This window comes from Actinocorallia longicatena (genome assembly GCF_039534125.1).
GTDB lineage: Bacteria > Actinomycetota > Actinomycetes > Streptosporangiales > Streptosporangiaceae > Actinocorallia > Actinocorallia longicatena.
The window spans coordinates 518,817-536,544 of record NZ_BAAAUV010000005.1; the positions used below are offsets into that span (position 1 = coordinate 518,817).

Annotated in this window: 16 protein-coding genes; 11 read left to right on the top strand and 5 right to left on the bottom strand. The window is 71.0% G+C overall.

Translation table 11 applies throughout. From position 1 onward, the window contains the following. Positions 1-42: 42 nt before the first annotated feature. Positions 43-1,011, top strand: coding sequence for an LLM class flavin-dependent oxidoreductase (locus ABD785_RS13270; protein WP_344827016.1), 969 nt, complete (start codon positions 43-45; stop codon positions 1,009-1,011). Here the strand turns inward: ABD785_RS13270 and ABD785_RS13275 are convergent. Further along, positions 976-2,193, bottom strand: a complete 1,218-nt coding sequence (locus ABD785_RS13275) for a PucR family transcriptional regulator (RefSeq protein WP_344827019.1) — start codon at positions 2,191-2,193, stop codon at positions 976-978. The genes ABD785_RS13270 and ABD785_RS13275 overlap by 36 nt on opposite strands. Before the next feature lie 241 nt (positions 2,194-2,434). Here ABD785_RS13275 and ABD785_RS13280 point away from each other — a divergent pair, with 241 nt between their 5' ends. From ABD785_RS13280 to ABD785_RS13310, 7 genes are all read left to right on the top strand, one after another. Beyond that, on the top strand, positions 2,435-3,217 hold the full coding sequence (locus ABD785_RS13280; protein WP_425547760.1) for an ABC transporter ATP-binding protein: 783 nt from the start codon (positions 2,435-2,437) through the stop codon (positions 3,215-3,217). Beyond that, the gene (locus ABD785_RS13285) at positions 3,214-3,996 is read left to right on the top strand and encodes an ABC transporter ATP-binding protein (protein WP_344827107.1); all 783 of its coding nucleotides are present in this window, start codon (positions 3,214-3,216) and stop codon (positions 3,994-3,996) included. Before ABD785_RS13280 ends, ABD785_RS13285 begins: the two co-directional genes overlap by 4 nt. Next, positions 3,993-4,883 (top strand): branched-chain amino acid ABC transporter permease, encoded by an 891-nt coding sequence (locus tag ABD785_RS13290; protein ID WP_344827025.1) that lies wholly within the window; start codon positions 3,993-3,995, stop codon positions 4,881-4,883. The genes ABD785_RS13285 and ABD785_RS13290 overlap by 4 nt, the downstream gene beginning before the upstream one ends. Then, entirely contained in the window at positions 4,876-5,865 is a 990-nt protein-coding gene (locus ABD785_RS13295; RefSeq protein WP_344827030.1) for a branched-chain amino acid ABC transporter permease, read from the top strand. Before ABD785_RS13290 ends, ABD785_RS13295 begins: the two co-directional genes overlap by 8 nt. Next, positions 5,862-7,112 (top strand): ABC transporter substrate-binding protein, encoded by a 1,251-nt coding sequence (locus ABD785_RS13300; RefSeq protein ID WP_344827034.1) that lies wholly within the window; start codon positions 5,862-5,864, stop codon positions 7,110-7,112. Before ABD785_RS13295 ends, ABD785_RS13300 begins: the two co-directional genes overlap by 4 nt. Before the next feature lie 79 nt (positions 7,113-7,191). Next, positions 7,192-7,791, top strand: a complete 600-nt coding sequence (locus ABD785_RS13305; protein ID WP_344827037.1) for a TetR/AcrR family transcriptional regulator — start codon at positions 7,192-7,194, stop codon at positions 7,789-7,791. 17 nt (positions 7,792-7,808) lie between these two features. Further along, a complete protein-coding gene (locus tag ABD785_RS13310; protein WP_344827040.1) occupies positions 7,809-9,428 on the top strand; it encodes an amidohydrolase in 1,620 nt (539 codons plus the stop codon). Here ABD785_RS13310 and ABD785_RS13315 read toward each other — a convergent pair. Then, positions 9,395-10,585, bottom strand: coding sequence for an aminoglycoside phosphotransferase family protein (locus ABD785_RS13315; protein WP_344827045.1), 1,191 nt, complete (start codon positions 10,583-10,585; stop codon positions 9,395-9,397). The two genes, ABD785_RS13310 and ABD785_RS13315, sit on opposite strands and share 34 nt — an antisense overlap. Positions 10,586-10,663: 78 nt before the next feature. On the opposite strand from ABD785_RS13315, the gene ABD785_RS13320 reads away from it, so the two are divergent. Beyond that, on the top strand, positions 10,664-12,247 hold the full coding sequence (locus tag ABD785_RS13320; RefSeq protein WP_344827048.1) for a dolichyl-phosphate-mannose--protein mannosyltransferase: 1,584 nt from the start codon (positions 10,664-10,666) through the stop codon (positions 12,245-12,247). A 52-nt stretch (positions 12,248-12,299) separates the two neighbouring features. Here ABD785_RS13320 and ABD785_RS13325 read toward each other — a convergent pair whose 3' ends face one another. Together ABD785_RS13325 and ABD785_RS13330 are read right to left on the bottom strand one after the other, a co-directional pair. Then, positions 12,300-13,520, bottom strand: a complete 1,221-nt coding sequence (locus tag ABD785_RS13325) for a hypothetical protein (RefSeq protein ID WP_344827052.1) — start codon at positions 13,518-13,520, stop codon at positions 12,300-12,302. A 26-nt stretch (positions 13,521-13,546) separates the two neighbouring features. Beyond that, a complete protein-coding gene (locus tag ABD785_RS13330) occupies positions 13,547-14,557 on the bottom strand; it encodes a cupin-like domain-containing protein (RefSeq protein WP_344827055.1) in 1,011 nt (336 codons plus the stop codon). 281 nt (positions 14,558-14,838) lie between these two features. Between ABD785_RS13330 and ABD785_RS13335 the strand changes: the two genes are divergently transcribed. After that, positions 14,839-15,372 carry a hypothetical protein gene (locus ABD785_RS13335; RefSeq protein ID WP_344827060.1) on the top strand — a complete coding sequence of 178 codons (534 nt, stop codon included), beginning with the start codon at positions 14,839-14,841 and terminating at the stop codon, positions 15,370-15,372. A gap of 95 nt (positions 15,373-15,467) precedes the next feature. Here ABD785_RS13335 and ABD785_RS13340 read toward each other — a convergent pair whose 3' ends face one another. Further along, on the bottom strand, positions 15,468-16,754 hold the full coding sequence (locus tag ABD785_RS13340) for a DUF6801 domain-containing protein (RefSeq protein WP_344827064.1): 1,287 nt from the start codon (positions 16,752-16,754) through the stop codon (positions 15,468-15,470). 322 nt (positions 16,755-17,076) lie between these two features. Between ABD785_RS13340 and ABD785_RS13345 the strand changes: the two genes are divergently transcribed. Continuing rightward, the coding region (locus tag ABD785_RS13345) for a DUF6801 domain-containing protein (protein WP_344827067.1) at positions 17,077-17,728 on the top strand (652 nt) is incomplete at its 3' end.

Here is a 17,728-nt window from a genome sequence, read left to right on the forward strand (position 1 = left end):
CGCGGCGGAATTCCCCACCGGACCGCGGGGTTACCTCGTTGTATGAGGCTCTCCGTTCTTGATCTCGCGCCGGTCAGCAGCGACCGGACCCCGGCCGAGGCGCTCCAGGCCAGTACCGAGCTGGCCAGGGCCGCCGAGGAGCTCGGCTACCACCGCTACTGGGTGGCCGAGCACCACGGCATGCCGGGGATCGCGAGCTCGGCCCCCGCCGTGCTGATCGCGCACCTCGCCGCGGCCACCAGCACCCTGCGGCTCGGCTCCGGCGGTGTGATGCTGCCCAACCACGCCCCGCTGGTGATCGCCGAGCAGTTCGCGACGCTGGAGGCCCTGCATCCGGGCCGGATCGACCTGGGCCTCGGCCGGGCGCCCGGCACCGACCAGATCACCGCCAGGGCACTGCGCAGGGGAGCCGACGCCGACGACTTCCCGCAGGAGGTCGCCGAGCTGCGCGGCTACCTGGCGGGCACCGGACGGGTGAAGGCCGTCCCGGCCAACGGCGCCTCTCCCGAGATCTGGCTGCTCGGCTCCAGCGGGTTCAGCGCCCGGCTCGCGGGCCTGCTCGGCCTGCCCTTCGCCTTCGCCCACCACTTCAGCGGAGACAACACCCTGCCCGCCCTCCAGCTCTACCGGGACTCCTTCCGGCCCTCGGAGGTCCTCACCGAGCCGTACGCGATGGTCACGGCCGCCGTCATCTGCGCCGACACCGCCGAGGAGGCCACCCGGCTGGCCGCCCCGATGCGGCTGGCCATGCTCAACCTGCGCCGCGGCACCCCCGGCCTGCTGCCCACGCCGGAGGAGGCGCTCGCCTACCCCTACACCGGCCAGGAGAACGCCGCCATCGACGCCTTCACCTGGTCGCACGTGGTCGGCGACCCGGACACGGTCCGCGACGGCCTGGCGGACCTCGTCCGGCGGACCGCGGCCGACGAGCTCATGATCGCCACCAATGTGGGCGAGCCCAAGGCCCGTCTGCGCTCACACGAGCTGGTCGCGTCCGTTCGACCGGAGTGAGGGCCGCCGGACCCTGGTGTCCAGGACCTCCAGGGCGACGGTCAGCATCGCGAGGTCGCGCGGATCGCTCAGCCGCAGCCCGGTCAGCTTCTCCACCCGGTGGAGCCGGTTGATCACGGTGTTGCGGTGGCAGTACAGCCGGGTCGCGGCCACCGCCGTGGTCGCCTCGCAGTCCAGCCAGACCGCGACGGTCTCCAGCAGGAGGTCCCGCTCGCCCGGCTCCAGCGCGAGCACCGCCCCCAGCGTGTGGTGGGTGAGGACCGCGGCGACCTCGGGGACGGCCGTGGTCAGCGCCTTCAGCAGGTTGTCCTCAAGGAGGGTGACACCGCCGGCGGGCCTGCTGGCGAGCGCGAGCTCGGCCAGCCGCCGTCCCCGTGACAGGGCCGCGAGCCCGGTCACGGCGGGACCGATCCCGACCTGGCCGTCGAGCATCAGCGAGCGGGCGACGTCGGAGGCGTCGGCCGAGCCGAGCGCGATCACCGCGACGGCGCCCGACTGGCGCAGCCACCAGACGCACCGCATCCCGGCGATCCGGGTGGGGTAGGCCAGCGGCCGTCCCGGCGGGTGCCGCAGCACCGCGACGGCGTACCTGCCGTGCTCGTCCAGATCGAGGGAGGCCGCGACGGTCTCGGCCAGGCCCGGTTCGGGGGAGGCCGCGGTCAGCAGCTTGCCGAGGATCGACTGGGAGAGCATGTCGCTCTGCTGGTTCTGCTCCTCCTGGGCCTGCCGGTAGCCGGCGGCGGCCGCGTCGGCCTGCCGGTTCACGCAGGTCCAGACGTGCATGCTGCTGCGCATCAGCAGGTCGAGCCGGTCCGGGTCCGCCGCCGAGACGATCTCCACGAGGCCGTCCCAGACGACCGTCACCGAATGCTGGTAGGCCCGCAGGAGATCGGGCAGCAGGACGCCCTGCTCGGCCCTCCTGCGGCCGTCGTACTCGGCCTGCTCGAGGTCGAGCCGGTCCGAACTGGGCCGGGGGACGGTGGCCAGGCCGACCCGCAGGGCCCGTTCGACCGAGGACTGGAGCTCCTCGTCGGGCACGAGGACATAGGACGGGCAGTCGTCCAGGATCAGGTCGATCAGCCGGACCGCGAGCTTCGGGATCCGGCCTTCCAGCTGCCGGGCGGCCTCGGTGACCACTTCGCAGTGGTCCTGGTTCCGGTCGACGAGGGAAAGCGCACGCACCTTGCGACCTCCGGGGGTGGGGTGACCGATCGCTTAGTAATGGTCAGGCCCCGACCGGCGGAAAACAACCCTCAAGCCCACAAAACTAAGCGCCCGCTTATCGCGTTGTGCCGTCGCACAACGAGGACCGCTCCACCCTGGCGTTCCGTCCCGCCTTCCGCCCGTGCTCTGGTCCTGGCCCGATCAAGGGTGTTGTGGTGTGCACCACAGATTGAGGAGGGCCGATGAGGAAGCGGACTGGATGGCTGGATCAGACCTGACGATAAGCGCTTTGACGGTCAGCTACGGGCCGGTGCGGGCGCTGCGCGGGGTGGACCTGGAGGTCCCGCACGGCCGGATCGTCGCGGTGCTCGGCGGGAACGGCGCGGGGAAGTCCACTCTGCTGCGTGCGATCTCCGGAACGCTCCGGTTCCACCGGGGCGGGGTCACCTCGGGTGACGTCCGGTACGGCGGGAAGGCCCTCGGCCGGCTCGGCCCGGCCGGGGTCGTCGCCGCCGGGGTCGTCCAGGTGCCGGAGGGACGGCACGTGTTCGGCCGGATGACCGTCGCGGAGAACCTGCGGGCCGGGGCGATCGGGGCGCCGCGAGGCGGCCAGACCGACCGGGTCAAGGACTGGGTGCACGAGCTGTTCCCCGTTCTGGTGGACCGTGCCGGGCAGCGGGCGGGCCTGCTGTCCGGGGGCGAGCAGCAGATGCTCGCGATCGGCCGGGCCCTGATGGCCAGGCCGAAGGTCCTGCTGCTGGACGAGCCGACGCTGGGCCTGGCCCCGCAGATGGCCGAACGGATCGCCAGGACCATCGAGCGGATCAACGCCGAGGGCACCGGGGTCCTGCTCGTCGAGCAGAACGCCTCCCTGGCGCTGCGGCTGGCCCACAGCGCCTACCTGCTGGAGGTCGGCGAGGTGACGCTCAGCGGCCCGGCCGAGGAGCTCGCCGCCACCGACGAGATCCAGCGGCGCTACCTGGGCATCGACACCGCCATGGACATCCCGGACTTCCCGACGCTGCGGCGGTGGGAGCCGTGACGCTGCTCGAGGTCACGGACGTCACCGTGAAGTTCGCCGGCCTGACCGCACTGGACAAGGTCGGGTTCACCGTCGAGGACGGCAGCGTCCACGCGATCCTGGGCCCCAACGGCGCGGGCAAGTCGACCTGCTTCAACGTCCTCTCCGGGGTCTACCGGGCGACGTCCGGCAGCGTCCGGCTGGGCCGCAGGGAGCTGGTCGGGCTCGCCCCGCACCGGATCGCCGCCCTGGGCGTGGCCCGGACGTTCCAGAACATCGCCCTGGCCGGGCGCCTGACGGTCGCCGACAACCTGATGCTCGGCCGCCAGCGCCTGATGAAGGCCGGATTCCTCTCGGCGGGACTGCGGCTGCCGCAGGCCAGGCGGGAGGAGGCGGAGCACCGGCGCAGGGTCGCCGAGATCGCCGAGTTCATCGGGCTGGAAGATCATCTGCACAGCCCGGTCGGCGTGCTCCCCTACGGCCTGCGCAAGCGGGTGGAGCTCGGCCGGGCCCTGGCGATGGAACCCCGGCTGCTGCTGCTCGACGAGCCCGTCGCGGGGATGAACGGCGGAGAGCGCCGCGAGATGGCGGCGCTGATCCGCGCCGCCCAGCGCGGGCTCGGGCTGACCGTCGTCATCGTCGAGCACGACATCGGCCTCGTGATGAATCTCGCCGACCGGGTCACCGTCCTCGACTTCGGGCGGCTGATCGCCACCGGCACCCCCGCAGAGGTCCAGCGCGACCCCGAGGTCATCCGCGCCTACCTCGGCGCCGACCCCCAGCAGGAGCACCGTTCATGACCAAACTGATAGAGCTGATCGTCAACGGGGTGGCGACCGGCGCGGTGTACGCGCTGATCGCCCTCGGCTTCGTTGTGATCTTCAAGGCCACCGAGGTGGTCAACTTCGCGCACGCGTCGCTGCTGCTCATCGGCGGCTACGTGGTCGCCGAGACCCACGACGACTTCGGGTTCTGGGGCGCGCTCGTGCTGGGCGTCCTGGTCGCCGCGACCATCGGCGGGATCGTGGAGTTCGCGGTCATCCGCCGGGCCAGGGTGCTCGACCAGGCGGTGGTGGCGATCGCGACGATCGGCATCGACATCGTGCTGACCAGTGAGCTGACCCGCAGGATCGGCACCGACACCCTCGCGCTCGGCGACCCGTGGGGCGACCACCTGGTCCACCTGGGCTCGGTGACGATCCCCGCGACGCGCATAGCGGCGCTGCTGGCGGCCGGAACGCTGATCGGGATCTTCCTGCTGGCGTTCAAGTACACGGCCTGGGGCGTCTCGATGCGGGCCGTGGCCGAGGACTCCGAGACGGCCGCCCTCATGGGCATCCGCCTGGGACGGGTCTCGATCGGCGCCTGGGCGGTGGCGGGCGGGCTCGCGGCGGTGGCCGCGGTGTTCCTGACGGTCTTCCCGACGCCGGGCCTGGACCGCACGACCTCCTACGCCGCGCTCAAGGCCTTCCCGGCCGCGATCCTCGGCGGCCTGGACTCCACGACGGGGGCGCTCGCCGGCGGCCTGATCGTCGGGCTGACCGAGTCGCTGATGACCGGCTACCAGAACGATCTGGTCTTCCTCGGCCGGGGGATCGGGGACGTCGCGCCCTACGCCGTCATGGTGCTGGTGCTGCTCTGGCGGCCGGCCGGCCTCTTCGGAACGAGGGAGACCGCCCGTGTCTAGGCTCCTGTGGCTCCTGCTGCTGGTCCCGCCGTTCTACCTGGACGGCTTCTGGCTCCAGGCCGGCCTGTTCGCCATGGCCGCGGCCGTCGGCGCGATCGGCCTCAACCTGCTGACCGGCGCGACCGGCCAGCTGTCGATGGGGCACGCGTTCTTTCTCGCGGTCGGCGCCTACGGCTACACCTACTGGGCGGGCGAGGGGATGCCTCCCCTGCTCGCCGCGATCCTGTCGGTCCTGCTGGCCGGGATCGCCGGGCTGGCGTTCAGCCCGATCTCGGGCCGGCTCGGCGGGGTCAACCTCGGCATCGCCACGCTCGGCCTCGTCTTCGTCGGGCAGCACGTGCTGTTCAACGCCGAGGACGTGACCGGAGGTGTCAACGGCAAGGCGGTCCCGCCGTTCGAGCTGTTCGGGTTCGTCTTCGACGGCACCGAGCCGCTGAACGTCCTCGGGATCCCGTTCGGCCAGCAGGAGAAGCTCTGGTTCCTGGGCCTGGCCGTCCTCGGGCTGGCCGCCTGGTTCGCCGCGGGCGTCCTCGGCGGCAGGCCGGGCCGGGCGCTGAACGCCGTCCGCGACCACCGGATCGCCGCGGGCGTGATGGGCGTCCCGGTGGCGCGGTACCGGGCGTCGGTGTTCGTGCTGTCGTCGATGTACGGCGGCCTCGCCGGGGTCCTCATCGCGCTGGCCTTCCAGCGGACCGTTCCCGACTACTTCGGGATCACCCTGTCCCTCGACTACCTCGCCATGATCGTCATCGGCGGGCTGGGCTCGGTCCGCGGCGCCGTCGTCGGCGCCCTGGTCGTCACCCTGCTCCCGCAGATGCTGACCCACTACAGCGACGCGCTCCCCGAGAGCCTGTCGCCCGCGTCAGCCGCCCGGCTCCTGTACGGGACGGCCGTCGTGGTCATCGTCCTCTTCCTCCCCGGCGGACTCTCCCGCCTGTCCCTCCCCACCCCCACCCCCCGTCCCAAGGAGACACCCGCATGAAGAAGATCGTTCCCATCGCCGTGGCAGCGGCGCTCGCCCTCGCCGGGTGCAGCTCGAAGGGCGAGTCGAAGGACGGCACCGGTTCCGACGGTGTGAAGACCGGGCCCGGAGTCTCGGCCGACAAGATCACTGTCGGGGCGCTGACCGACCTGACCGGCCCGTTCGCCTCCCTCGGCAAGTCCGTCACGCAGGCCGAGCAGCTCTACTTCGACCAGGTCAACGAGGCCGGCGGCGTCTGCGGCCGGAAGATCGAGGTCATCGTCCGGGACCACGGTTACGACCCGCAGCGTGCCGTCGCCGCCTACACCGAGCTCGCGCCCAAGGTCGTCGGCTTCCCGCAGTTCATCGGCTCGCCGATGGTCACCGCGGTCAAGGACCGGATCACCGCCGACAAGGTGTTCACGATCCCGCTGGCCTGGTCGACGGCGCTGCTGGGCAACAAGTACGTCCAGGTCACGGGCACGACCTACGACGTCCAGGCGATCAACGCCTTCGCGTTCCTGTCCGGCCAGAAGCTGATCAAGAAGGGCGACAAGGTCGGCGTCGTCTACGCCGAGGGCGACTACGGCCAGAACGCCCTGTCCGGCGCCAAGTACGCCGCCCAGCAGCTCGGGGTGACCCTGGTCGAGCAGAAGGTGAAGGCCACCGACACCGACATGACCGCCCAGGTCTCCGCGCTCAAGAGCGCGGGCGTCACGGCGATCACCGCGAGCATCACCCCGAAGGCGGTGGCCTCGCTGGCCGGCGTCGCCCGCGCTCAGGGGATCAAGGCTCCGATCATCGGCAACCAGGCGGCCTACGCTCCGCAGCTGCTGGAGACCCCGGCCGCTCCCGCCCTGCTCCAGGGCTTCTACATCGTCGGCTCGGCGGTCCCGCTCAGCTCGGACCTGCCCGCCGTCAAGAAGCTGACCACCGACTACCAGGCCAAGTTCCCCGGCCAGCTCCTCGACGGAGGCATCCTCGCCGGGTTCGTCAGCGCGTCGATCTTCGGTGACGCCCTGAAGAAGGCGTGTGAGGCCAAGGACCTCACCCACGACGGGATCATCACCGCGCACCGCGCGCAGAACGGCTATGACATCGGCTTCGGCCTCAAGGCGGACTTCACGAGCGTCGACGTTCCGCCGACCCTCGCCGACTACGTCATGCAGCCGGACAAGGCCTCGGCCGGCGGCCTGAAGGTCGTCGCGCCGCAGACCGCGTCGGAACTGGTCAAGGGCTACAAGGTCCCGGCCGGAACGCTCGGCTGACCGGATGCTCGTCGGGGGAGGGACCCCGGCCTCGCCAATGGCGGGGCCGGGGCCCTACGCTCCCTCCTGGGGGGAGCAGATGAGCGGTGGACCGGAACGGCTGTGGGAGGACGTGCAGCCGGTGGCGGCCCGGAAGATCCTGCTGGCGGCCGTCGAGGCCTTCGCCGAGCAGGGTTACCACGGCGCCACGACCCGTCAGATAGCCAAGTCCGCCGGGATGAGCCCGGCGGCCATGTACGTGCACTACAGCACGAAGGCCGAGCTGCTGCGCCGGATCTGCCTGGGCGTTCACGAGTTCCTGCTGCTGGAGCTGCACGAGTCGCTCCTGGGCCTGGACGATCCCGTGGAGCGGGTCCGCTCCCTGGCCTTCGCCTTCGCCCGCGGCCACGCCTTCAACCACCAGGCGGCGAGGGTCGTCCGGACGGAGCTCGGCGCCCTCAGCACCGACGACTACGCCCGGGTCAGGGAGAGCCGGGCCACGGTCGGCGAGCTGTTCCTGCACGAGATCAGGGCGGGGATAGCCACCGGGGCCTTCGAGGTCGCCGACGCCGTCGGCACCACCCGCGCCCTCACCTCCATGTGCACCGACATCGCCCGCTGGTACAGGCCGTCGGGGCCCAAGAGCCCCGAGGACATCGGCGCGCTCTACGCGCACCTCGTTCTGAAACTGCTCAGATAGGCACTAATCTCCACGCCATGGGCTTCGACGTCGTCTTCGCGGGTGGGCCGGTGTTCACCGGAGATCCGGCCCGGCCGTGGGCCACGGCCGTCGGGATCAAGGACGGGACGATCGCGGCCGTCGGGCACGACGAGGTCGCGTCCGCGGAGGCGGCCGAGCGGGTGGGGCTCGGCGGGCGGATGCTGCTGCCCGGATTCCAGGACGCCCACGCCCACCCGGTGGCGGCCGGGCTCCAGATCCTCACCTGCGACCTGCGCGGAGCCGACACCGCCGAGGGATACGTGCAACTGGTCGCCGAGTACGCGCGGCGGTTCCCCGAGCGGGAGTGGATCGTCGGCGGCGGCTGGTCGATGGACCGGTTCCCGCCGTCCGGGCCGACCCGGAGGCTGCTCGACGCGGTGGTCGCGGACCGTCCGGTCTTCCTGCTGAACCGCGACGCCCACGGCGCCTGGGCCAACACCCGGGCCCTGGAACTCGCCGGGATCGGCGCGGACACCCCGGACCCGGCCGACGGCAGGATCGAACGCGAACCGGACGGAGCCCCGGCCGGGATGCTGCACGAGGGAGCGGCGACGCTGGTCGGCAGGCACACCCCCGGCCGCACGCCGGAGGAGAAGGACGCCGCCCTGCTCGTCGCCCAGGAGAGGCTGCACTCCCTCGGGATCACCGCCTGGCAGGACGCCATCATCGGCGAGTACCTCGACATCCCCGACGTCTACGACACCTACCTGCGCGCCGCCGCCCGCGGCACCCTCACCGCCCGGGTCTCCGGTGCCCTGTGGTGGGACCGGAACCGGGGCCTGGAGCAGCTCGGCGACCTGCTCGCCCGGCGGGTGGCGGCGGGGAACTTCACCGCCCGCACCGTCAAGATCATGCAGGACGGGGTGGCGGAGAACTACACCGCCGCGATGCACGACCCCTACTTCGACGCCTGCGGCTGCCGCACCGCCAACTCCGGGATCTCCTTCGTCGATCCGGCCGTGTTGGGCGAGGCCGTCACCGCCCTGGACGCGGCCGGCTTCCAGGTCCACCTGCACGCCATCGGAGACCGGGCCGCCACGGAGGCACTCGACGCCCTGGCGGCCGCCCGTCGCGCCAACGGCACGACCGACCACCGGCACCACATCGCCCACCTCCAGGTGATCGCCCCAGGCGATCTTCCGCGCTTCCGTGAGCTGGGCGTCACGGCGAACATGCAGGCGCTGTGGGCCTGCCACGAACCCCAGATGGACGATCTGACGATCCCCTTCATCGGCCCGGAGCGGACCGCCCGGCAGTACCCGTTCGCCGCCCTGCACCGCACCGGTGCGACGCTGGCGGCCGGCAGCGACTGGCCGGTCTCCAGCCCCGACCCGTGGGAGGGCCTGCACGTAGCGGTCAACCGGGTCGAACCCGGCGGAGACCACGCGCGGCCGCTCCTGCCCGAGCAGTCCCTCTCCCTGCACACCGCGCTGACGGCCTACACCGCCGGTTCGGCCTACGTGAACCATCTCGACGACACCGGCGTGATCCGGCCGGGGTTCCGCGCGGACCTGGCGATCGCCGACCGCGACCCGTTCGCCGCCCCGGTCGAGGAGATCCATCTGACCCGGACCGTCGCGACCTACGTCGGCGGCCGCGAGGTCTTCACCGCCTGAAGCGCCTCGCGGATCTCCTCGGCGGGGTCGCCCTCGTGGTAGATCCGCTCGCTCGGCTCGATGGCGTCGAGGAACTCCTGGTAGCGGTGGGCGTAGGACAGGTGCGCCAGCGGCCTGAAAAGCTCCAGCGCGCGGGCCGGATCGGATCCGGGCACGGCCCTCGACCAGGTGGAGATCCAGGCGGAGCGGCACGGCTCCCACAGGTCCGGGGCGACGAAGGTGGCCGGGCGCAGGCCGTCGAGCGCGGGATGGCCGTGGTGGGCGTCGGCGAAGTCGAGGACGGTCGTCCGGGTGCCGTCGGAACGGCAGTTGCCCGGGTGGAAGTCGCCGTGGACGAGGCCCTCGGGCAGCCCGCACGCCTCCAGGCCGGAGATCAGCCGGGGCAGGGCGTCCAGGAGACGTCCGGCGGCCTCGGTCTCGGCGGCGTCGAGGGAGCGGCCCGCCTCCCCGTCCAGGAGCCCGGCGAACAGCGCGGGCAGCCGGGCGGGCCGCCGGTCGGGCAGCGACGCCGGAGCCCCGAGCCGTCCGGCGGCCTCCGCCCAGCGCCGCACGAGGGCGTCGAGCAGGCCGGGTCCCGCCTCCCAGCAGTCCTCGCCCGGGAGATGGGACAGGACCGTCCAGCCGGGCCGCCGCGCCAGGACCACCGGGGTCAGCGACGGGTCGCCGATCCACTCCAGGGCGTCGGGTTCGGCCGCCCCGAACGGCGCGGACCCCTTCAGCCACACGGAGCCGCCCTCGACGGGCAGCCGGAACACGGCGCCGAGGTTCCAGGTCTTGGCCTGGCGGGGCGGCCCGGTCACCTCGGCCACCGAGGACGCCCACTCCAGCCCCTCGCGCAGCCCCGCCGAGGTCGCCCAGCGCGACCGCAGCGGATGCGGCTCGAACAGGTCCCCCGCCGCGGCGGGGGACAGACGGGACCGGGGCCGCTCCAGGGCCTCCGCGTGGTATCTGACGCGGCCCCCGCGGGCGAACCCCCCGCCGGAGACCTCGAGCAGCCGCAGAACGACCACGGGCACGCCGAGCAGGGCGGACAGCCTTTCGCAGACGGGCGCGGTGTTGTTCCACGCGGCCGATTCCGGTGTTTCGAACGGGCCGGATTCGCCGATGATCTCTTCGCCGAAGGTGACGACCGCGCTCGCGGTCCGCAGGGCACTCACTAACTGAGTATCGGTGGCCCGCTAACTCTGCTGCCACGCATTATCCCGCCGAGGCCGCGAGGCTTACGTTGTGGACGCATGATCGTGATTGAGAAGGTCACCGCGGCCCGTCCCGCGGACTGGACCAGGCGGCGCCTGTCGGAGCTCGACTGGGGCTGGCTCGGGCCCGTCCTCGTCTCCGCGATCGCCTTCCTCCTGGTCTTCCCGAAGCTCGGCCGCCCCCACGAGCTCATGTGGGACGAGACGTACTACGCCAAGGACGCCTGGGCGATGCTGTACAGCGGCACCGAGCTGAGCTGGCGCGACCAGCCCGGCGGCCAGCCCGCCAACGGTCTGGTCATGGGGGGAGACCCGGCGGCGGGGCTCGTGCCGGGCGTCGCGGGCAGCGCGGTCCATCCGCCGATGGGCAAGTGGATGATCGCCATCGGGATCCGGCTGTTCGGGATGAACCCGCTCGGATGGCGGGCCGCCGCGGCCGTCGCCGCGGTCGTGGCGGTCCTCGTCCTGGCCAGGACGGTCCGCCGGATGACCGGATCGACGCTGTTCGGCTGCGCGGCCGGGCTCCTGCTCGCGATGGACGGCTCCTGGCTGGTGATGGGCCGTGTCGCGATGCTCGACATGTTCCTGATGACCTTCATCGTGTGCGCGTTCGGCTGCCTGGTCGTGGACCGCGACCGCACCAGGGAACGGCTGAGCGGGGGGACCTGCGGGCCGTTCCTGCTCCACGGCTGGCGGATCCTGGCCGCGGTCTTCTTCGGCCTCGCCGCCTGCACCAAGTGGACCGGCCTGTTCGCCCTGGCGTTCCTGTGGGCGCTGGCGCTGCTGTGGGACCGCAACGCCCGCAAGGCCGCGGGGGTCCGGCGGCCTTGGGCGGGGATGCTGCTGAAGGACGCCCTGCCCTCGGTGGTCACCGTCGGGTTCGTCGCCCTGACGACCTATGTCGCCGGCTGGTGGGGCTTCTTCGTCTCGGGAACCGGCCTCCAGGAGAAGCTGTTCGGCCGCAGGATCGCCGCGTGGGACCGGGACTGGGCCGACGGCCATCCGAGCGCGCTGCCGGACTTCCTCGACCCGCTGCGCTCCCTGTGGCAGCGGCACGTCGACACCTACAGCTTCCACCACGGCGTCATCGGCTCGCACCCGAGCCAGTCGTGGCCGTGGGAGTGGACCTACCAGGGGCGCCCCGCCGGGATGCACTTCAGCGTCACCGAGGCCGGGCAGCGGGGCTGCGGACTGGCCGAGAAGTGCGTCCGGAACGTCACCGACCTCGGGACGCCCGCGATCTGGTGGGTGTCGCTTCCCGTCCTCGGGCTGCTGCTGCTCACCCTGCCCTGGACCCGTGACTGGCGGGCGGCGGCCGCGATCACCGGCTACCTCGCGGGGATCCTGCCCTGGCTGCCCGAGGCCTTCCACGGCCGCACGATGTTCTCCACCTACGCGCTGCCGATGCTGCCGTTCATCGTCATCGGGCTCGTCGTGGCCTTCGCGATGCTCTGGGAACGGACAGCGAACCGCCCCCGGCTCAGGACCGCCGCGGGCGCGGCCGGCTTCCTCTATCTGCTGGCGGTGTCCGTGACCTTCGCCTACTTCTACCCGATCCTCACCGCCGAGCTGGTGCCGTGGTCCTCCTGGATGGACCGCATGTGGCTGCACCGCTGGATCTAGAACGAAAGGACGCCGCCGTGCGGGTGCACGGCGGCGTCCTGGAGCGGGTGGGCTACCGGGGGCGCCGGAACCGGTGCCGGCGGCGCTTCTTGATCGCCGCGGGCTGCCGGGCGGCCTCGGTGGCGGCCTCGATGGTGGTGCGCTCGACGCTGACGCGCTCGTGCGCGGTGGGGCCCGCGGCCAGGGCGAGCTTGCGGCGGCGGTGCCTGCGCGTCCAGGTCCCCACATGGGCCAGGCCGAGGATCAGCACCGAGCCGATCGCCGCGCCCTGGGCGGAACGCTCGTCCAGCACCGGCTGCGGCACCGCGTTGGCGGCCAGATCCGTCTTCGGCAGCGCCGGCAGCCCACCGGTGTCGGTGTCGGCGATCGGTGGCAGGATCGGCGGGCCCGACGGGGTGGCGGTCGGCGACGGCGTCAGCAGCGGCCCCAGCCACGGCGGCACGGACGGTGTGGTGGACGGCGTCGTCGGACCGGGGGTGACCGGCGTAGGCGTCGGGGTCGGGGTGACCGCCGAACCGCTCGGCTTCCCGTTCTTGCCCGGCTTCTTCGGCGGTGTAGGGGTGGGGGTCGGTGTCGGCGTGGGGGTCACGCCCGGCACGGAGGGCTGCGGCTGCGGCTGAGGCTGCGGATTAGGGGCCGGCGGCGGGTTGGTCTGCTCCGGCGCGGGCGGCGGCTCCACCACGACGGCGGGCACGTCCACGAAGATGTAGGCGGCCGGCGAGACGAGGTCGGAACCGCTCCGCTCGGCCTCCACCCCGATCGCCAGCGAGCCGGTCGTGCTGTCCGGCAGGCGGATCGTGGTGGAGCAGGTCCCGCTGCACGGGCCGACATGGTCGTTGCCGGCCTCGGTGGAGATCGCGTATCCGGTGATGTCCGGCTCGGGGCCGGCCGACCAGCGGACGGTCAGGGTGCGGCCGGAGACCGACCCGGTCACGTTGTGCGGCACGTCGGCACGGGCGGCGAGCTTGAACGAGGAACTGCCGTCCTCCTCCCAGAGCGCGTTCGCGTTGTACTTGACGGTGTGAGTGCCGTTCGCGACCCGGCTGGAGTCCATCGTGTAGGTCAGCTTGCCGGTGCCGGAGTCACGGGTGACCCCGTCCACGATCAGCTTGCCGCCCAGCGAGGACGCCGTGACGCTGATCGTCACGGTGTCGGTCTTGACGGTCGCGCCGTTGCCCGGGGTGATGGCCGGACCGGCGGCCGCCCACGCGGGGGCCCCGAGCACGACGGACAGAGGGAGCGCCGCGAACAGCGGCGCGCTGCGCAGAACCACGAACGCAGTCCTTTCCTAATTGACGATCACAGATCGTGGTAGGCGCGATAGGTCGCCGAGAAGTCGTTCTTCTCATGGAAATTGATGAAGCTCATCGTCACCGAGACGTCCAGTCCCTCGACACAGTGCCACCAGCCGATCGGAATGAACAGAAGGTCACCCGGGCCGATTTCGCATTCGATGATCTGGGTATTGGCGACGTCCGGGTGGGCTGCGTAGTCGATGTCGAAGCCGTCGACCGTCGTATAGCAGTGGGTGTGGTTGTACATGTGGATCGTGTCGGTCATCGGGACGAGCTTGACCCGCTTCCGGCCGATCACCTGGGCCATGAAGTTGTTGGTCAGGTCGTGGTGGAACGGGGTCTTCGTGCCGGCCGGGCCGAGCCAGAAGAAGCCGCTGTCGGGGGAGGAGCCGTCGAGGTACTCCGCGATCGGCGTGATGTCGTCCCACAGCTCCGCCAGCGCCTGCTTGTTCGAGCCGGTGTTGTTGGCGGTGATGTAGAAGTCGTTGGTGCTGCCCGCGTTCGCGACCATGTCGACGTACTCGCCGAACAGCATGTTCTTGGTGTGGGCCTGGCGGTTGATCTCGAACTCGGGGTCGGAGTCGCGGCCTAGCTGCACCTCGACCTTCCGGTCGCCGAAGTTCTCCCGGAAGTAGTCCAGGTTCCACTTGGTGCGGGCCGGCCAGTCCTCGAACATCCCGGAGATCACCACGGGACGGTTCACGTAGTAGTGGTCCTCGAAGAAGCGTTCGGCGGAGAGCCTGTCGCGGCGCGGCACCTCGCCGCTGTCCTCCCGAAGCCTGGCCAGGTCCGACAGCACCGACAGGGTCCAGTCGCGCTTGATCATCCGGTTGCGCATACGGTGCGCCCCCATGAGGTAGGGGCTGTTGATCGCGCCCTCGACCTCGCGCACCGCGTCGTTCGCGGTGAAGCCGCCCTGCTCGACCAGATGGGCGCACAGGACGTTCGGCGAGGCTTCGAGGAGCAGGTTCTCGGCGATCCAGCGGCGCCAGTCGTCGACGGATGGTGACGTCATGATCGGCCTCCTGAGGTGGGTGGGGACACGTCGCGTCGCGCCACCCTGACATGGCGCCCAGCGGCGTTGAACGCTCCGGGCGAGCGTGTGGCCGCCCTTCTTTGTCAGCCCGCTGACAAAGAAGGGGAATTTGTCATCGACGGCAGATCCGGGGCCGTGCGGACTGCGGAATATGCGCGAATAAAAGCCGGAGACGGCACCCCCTGTTGTGCGAAACCACGACGTCAGTAGCATTCCTGTCCGCTGGCTCGGCCAGCCATGGCGTAAAGGAGAAAACCACAATGGCTCGGCGACTGATGATCGGACTGCTGCTGACGGCCGTCACCGTGACCGGCTGCGGGGGAGGCGGCGACAAGGACACGTCCTCCGACGGGACCGCGGTCGCCTGGGCCGGCAAGGTCTGCGCCTCGGCGAAGGCCAACCTGGCCAAGGCCAAGATGCCGCAGATGGACTCCAAGGACCCGGTGACGAGCAGGAAGAACGTCGTCGACTATCTCGGCACGGCCTCCACCCAGCTCCAGACCCTGGAGACCTCGCTGAAGGCCCAGGGCGCTCCGCCGGTGGCGAACGGCCAGGCCGCGCTGGACTCCGCGCTCGGCAAGGTGACCGCGGCCCGCGACTCGGTCGAGGCCGCCAAGGACAAGCTGTCCAAGGCGAAGGTCACCGACGGCAAGTCGCTGTCGATGGCGCTCAGCGCGAGCTCGTCCGGTGTCACGGCCTACACCGCCTACGCCGGCGCCGGCCCCGCCGCCGACCTGAAGGCCGTGCCCGAGCTGGCCGACGCGTTCGCCAAGGCCCCGGAGTGCAAGGCCTGATCCACGCGCCGACGAGAAGGGCTCCCGCCGGAATCCGGCGGGAGCCCTTCTGTTCTCCGGTGACCCGGGGCGGAGGTCCCGGGTCACCGGAGGCGTCAGCCGGTCGGCCAGATCTTCACGGTGTTGCCCTTGCCGGGGGCGACCTTGTTGATCAGGCCGGTCAGGTCTCCGCAGTTCTTGAACTTCGGCAGCGTGTAGGTCGCGCTGAGCGTCGGGTCGTACTTCGACCTGCTCTTCAGGTTCAGCGTGACGGGGCTCTTCAGGTGGCAGCCGGAGCCGCCGCCGATGTCGAAGCCGAACAGCTTGACGTGGGGGACCCACACGTCGAGCCTGCTCCTCGCGGTGATGACGCCCTTGGAGCTCTTGCCGGTGACGTCACCGACGGGCGTGAACTTCAGGCCGGCCTTGGCCGGCAGCACCCCCCACAGCAGGAACGTGCCGGTGGTGTCGTCGAGCTTGAGCGCCGCGGTGAACTTGCCGGTCGAGGCGTTGCTCTTCACCTCGATCCCGCCCTTGAGCGAGGCCTTCCCGTTGGCGTGCTTGAAGTGCGTGGTGCCCTTCAGCTTCAGCGTCTTGGTGCCGGGCGTGGGCGTCGGGGTGGGAGGAGTCGGGGTCGGGGTCGGGGTCGGGGGCGTGGGAGTCGGCGTGGGAGTGGGCGGGGTCGGAGTGGGGGTGGGAGGGGTGGGTGTGGGGGTGGGAGGGGTGGGGGTCGGGGTCGGCGGAGTGGGCGTCGGGGTGGGGCCGCCGCCGCCCTTGGGGATGACCTTGCCGGTGGCCAGGACGGTGTTCTGCCCGCCGGGGATCGTGCACTCGGCGTTGAAGGTGTCCGAACCCTCGACGAGCTGGATCGGGGCTCCCGCGGCGTCGCGCAGGATCATCGGGCCCAGCTCGAGCTTGGTGACAGTGATCTTGATGTCGCCGACCTGAGGGAAGGTGAGGGACGGCGAGGAGCCGACGGCCGTCACGTTCAGCGTCCCGGATTCGGGGACGGGCGTCGGGTCGATCGAGACGGGGATCGCCGGGTTCAGGTTGATCGTGGGCGCCGTGATGTTGGCGGTCGAGGTGCCCTTGCCCTCGAGGCTCTTGCCGCCGACCAGCCCCATGCCCGAGACGGTGTCCTCGTTGATGGTGGACACGGCGGTGATCGGCAGCTTGCCCGTCGGCTGGCCGACCTCGATCTCCGCCGGGATGGGGATGCTGATGTGCGTCTTCACCGGCTGCACCCCGACGATCGGGAAGTTGCAGGAGAAGTCCAGGTCCAGGTCGGCCGCCGCCGCGGGCGACGCCGCGCCCATGACACCGAGCAGGCCGAGGGCGAGGCCGCCCACCGCACCCGACGCCAGCCCCGTCGTAGCACTCCTTCTCAGCTTTTCCTTGCGCATTGTTCTCCTCGGTCGACGAAATGATCTGTGTTTTCGTCAGGATGGGAAATTGCCTGGCCGGGGTGGCGGCCCACCTTAACCATCGGCTGCGCGAGGAAACTCGTTTTCAAGTGACAACGGGGCCCTCATTATGTGCTAAAACAAGCCTCTGACCTGGGATTTCTCTGGTGTTACGATTTCTCGCGGTCGTTTGAAGCGATGTGCGAGATGTGAGTCACACTCGTCGGGAACTTGTTAGTTGAATCCAATGACCCCGACCAGTACCGGTGAGTAGTTTACGCAACTGAAACCTCCCGAAGCCCCTTTAACTGAGAGGCACCAAGTGTCAAGCACCAAGAAATCCAAGTCGGCCACCGGCCTCGCCGCGGCCGCCGTCGGTACCCTCACCGTCGGTCTCCTCAGCGCGATGGGCGTGGCGGGTCCCGCTCACGCGGTGAGCATCGACGTCGTGTTCACCTGTTCGTTCCCGATCGTCGGTGACCAGCCGGTCGCCTCCACGGTCTCGATCCCGCTGCCCGCGGAGATCCAGAAGGGTGTGGCCACCGGCAAACTGCCGATCGCCGCGGTCTCCACCATCAACGAGGACACCGTCTCGGGCATGGGCCTGGTCGGCGGCAAGAGCCTCGAGGGCAAGGGCACGTCGAAGGCGAACATCAAGGCGCCGACGATCAACCTGAACCCGGCCATCCCGGTCACGATCGACCCGACCCCCGTCCCCGAGTCGGGCACCCTCCAGGTGACCGCGAACGGCGCCTCGCCGTCGCTCACCTTCCCGCAGGTCGGGGACGGCAGCGTCACGCTGACCGGCCTGACCCTCGGCCCGATGATCCTGCGTGACTCCGCGGGAGCCCCGATCCAGCTCGTCGAGGGTTCGGACACCTTCGACGCGCCCTGCACCCTGGCCGCGCCGGTGGTCCTGGCCAACTTCAAGGTCATCGACGCCCCGACCCCGACCCCGACCCCGACCCCGACCC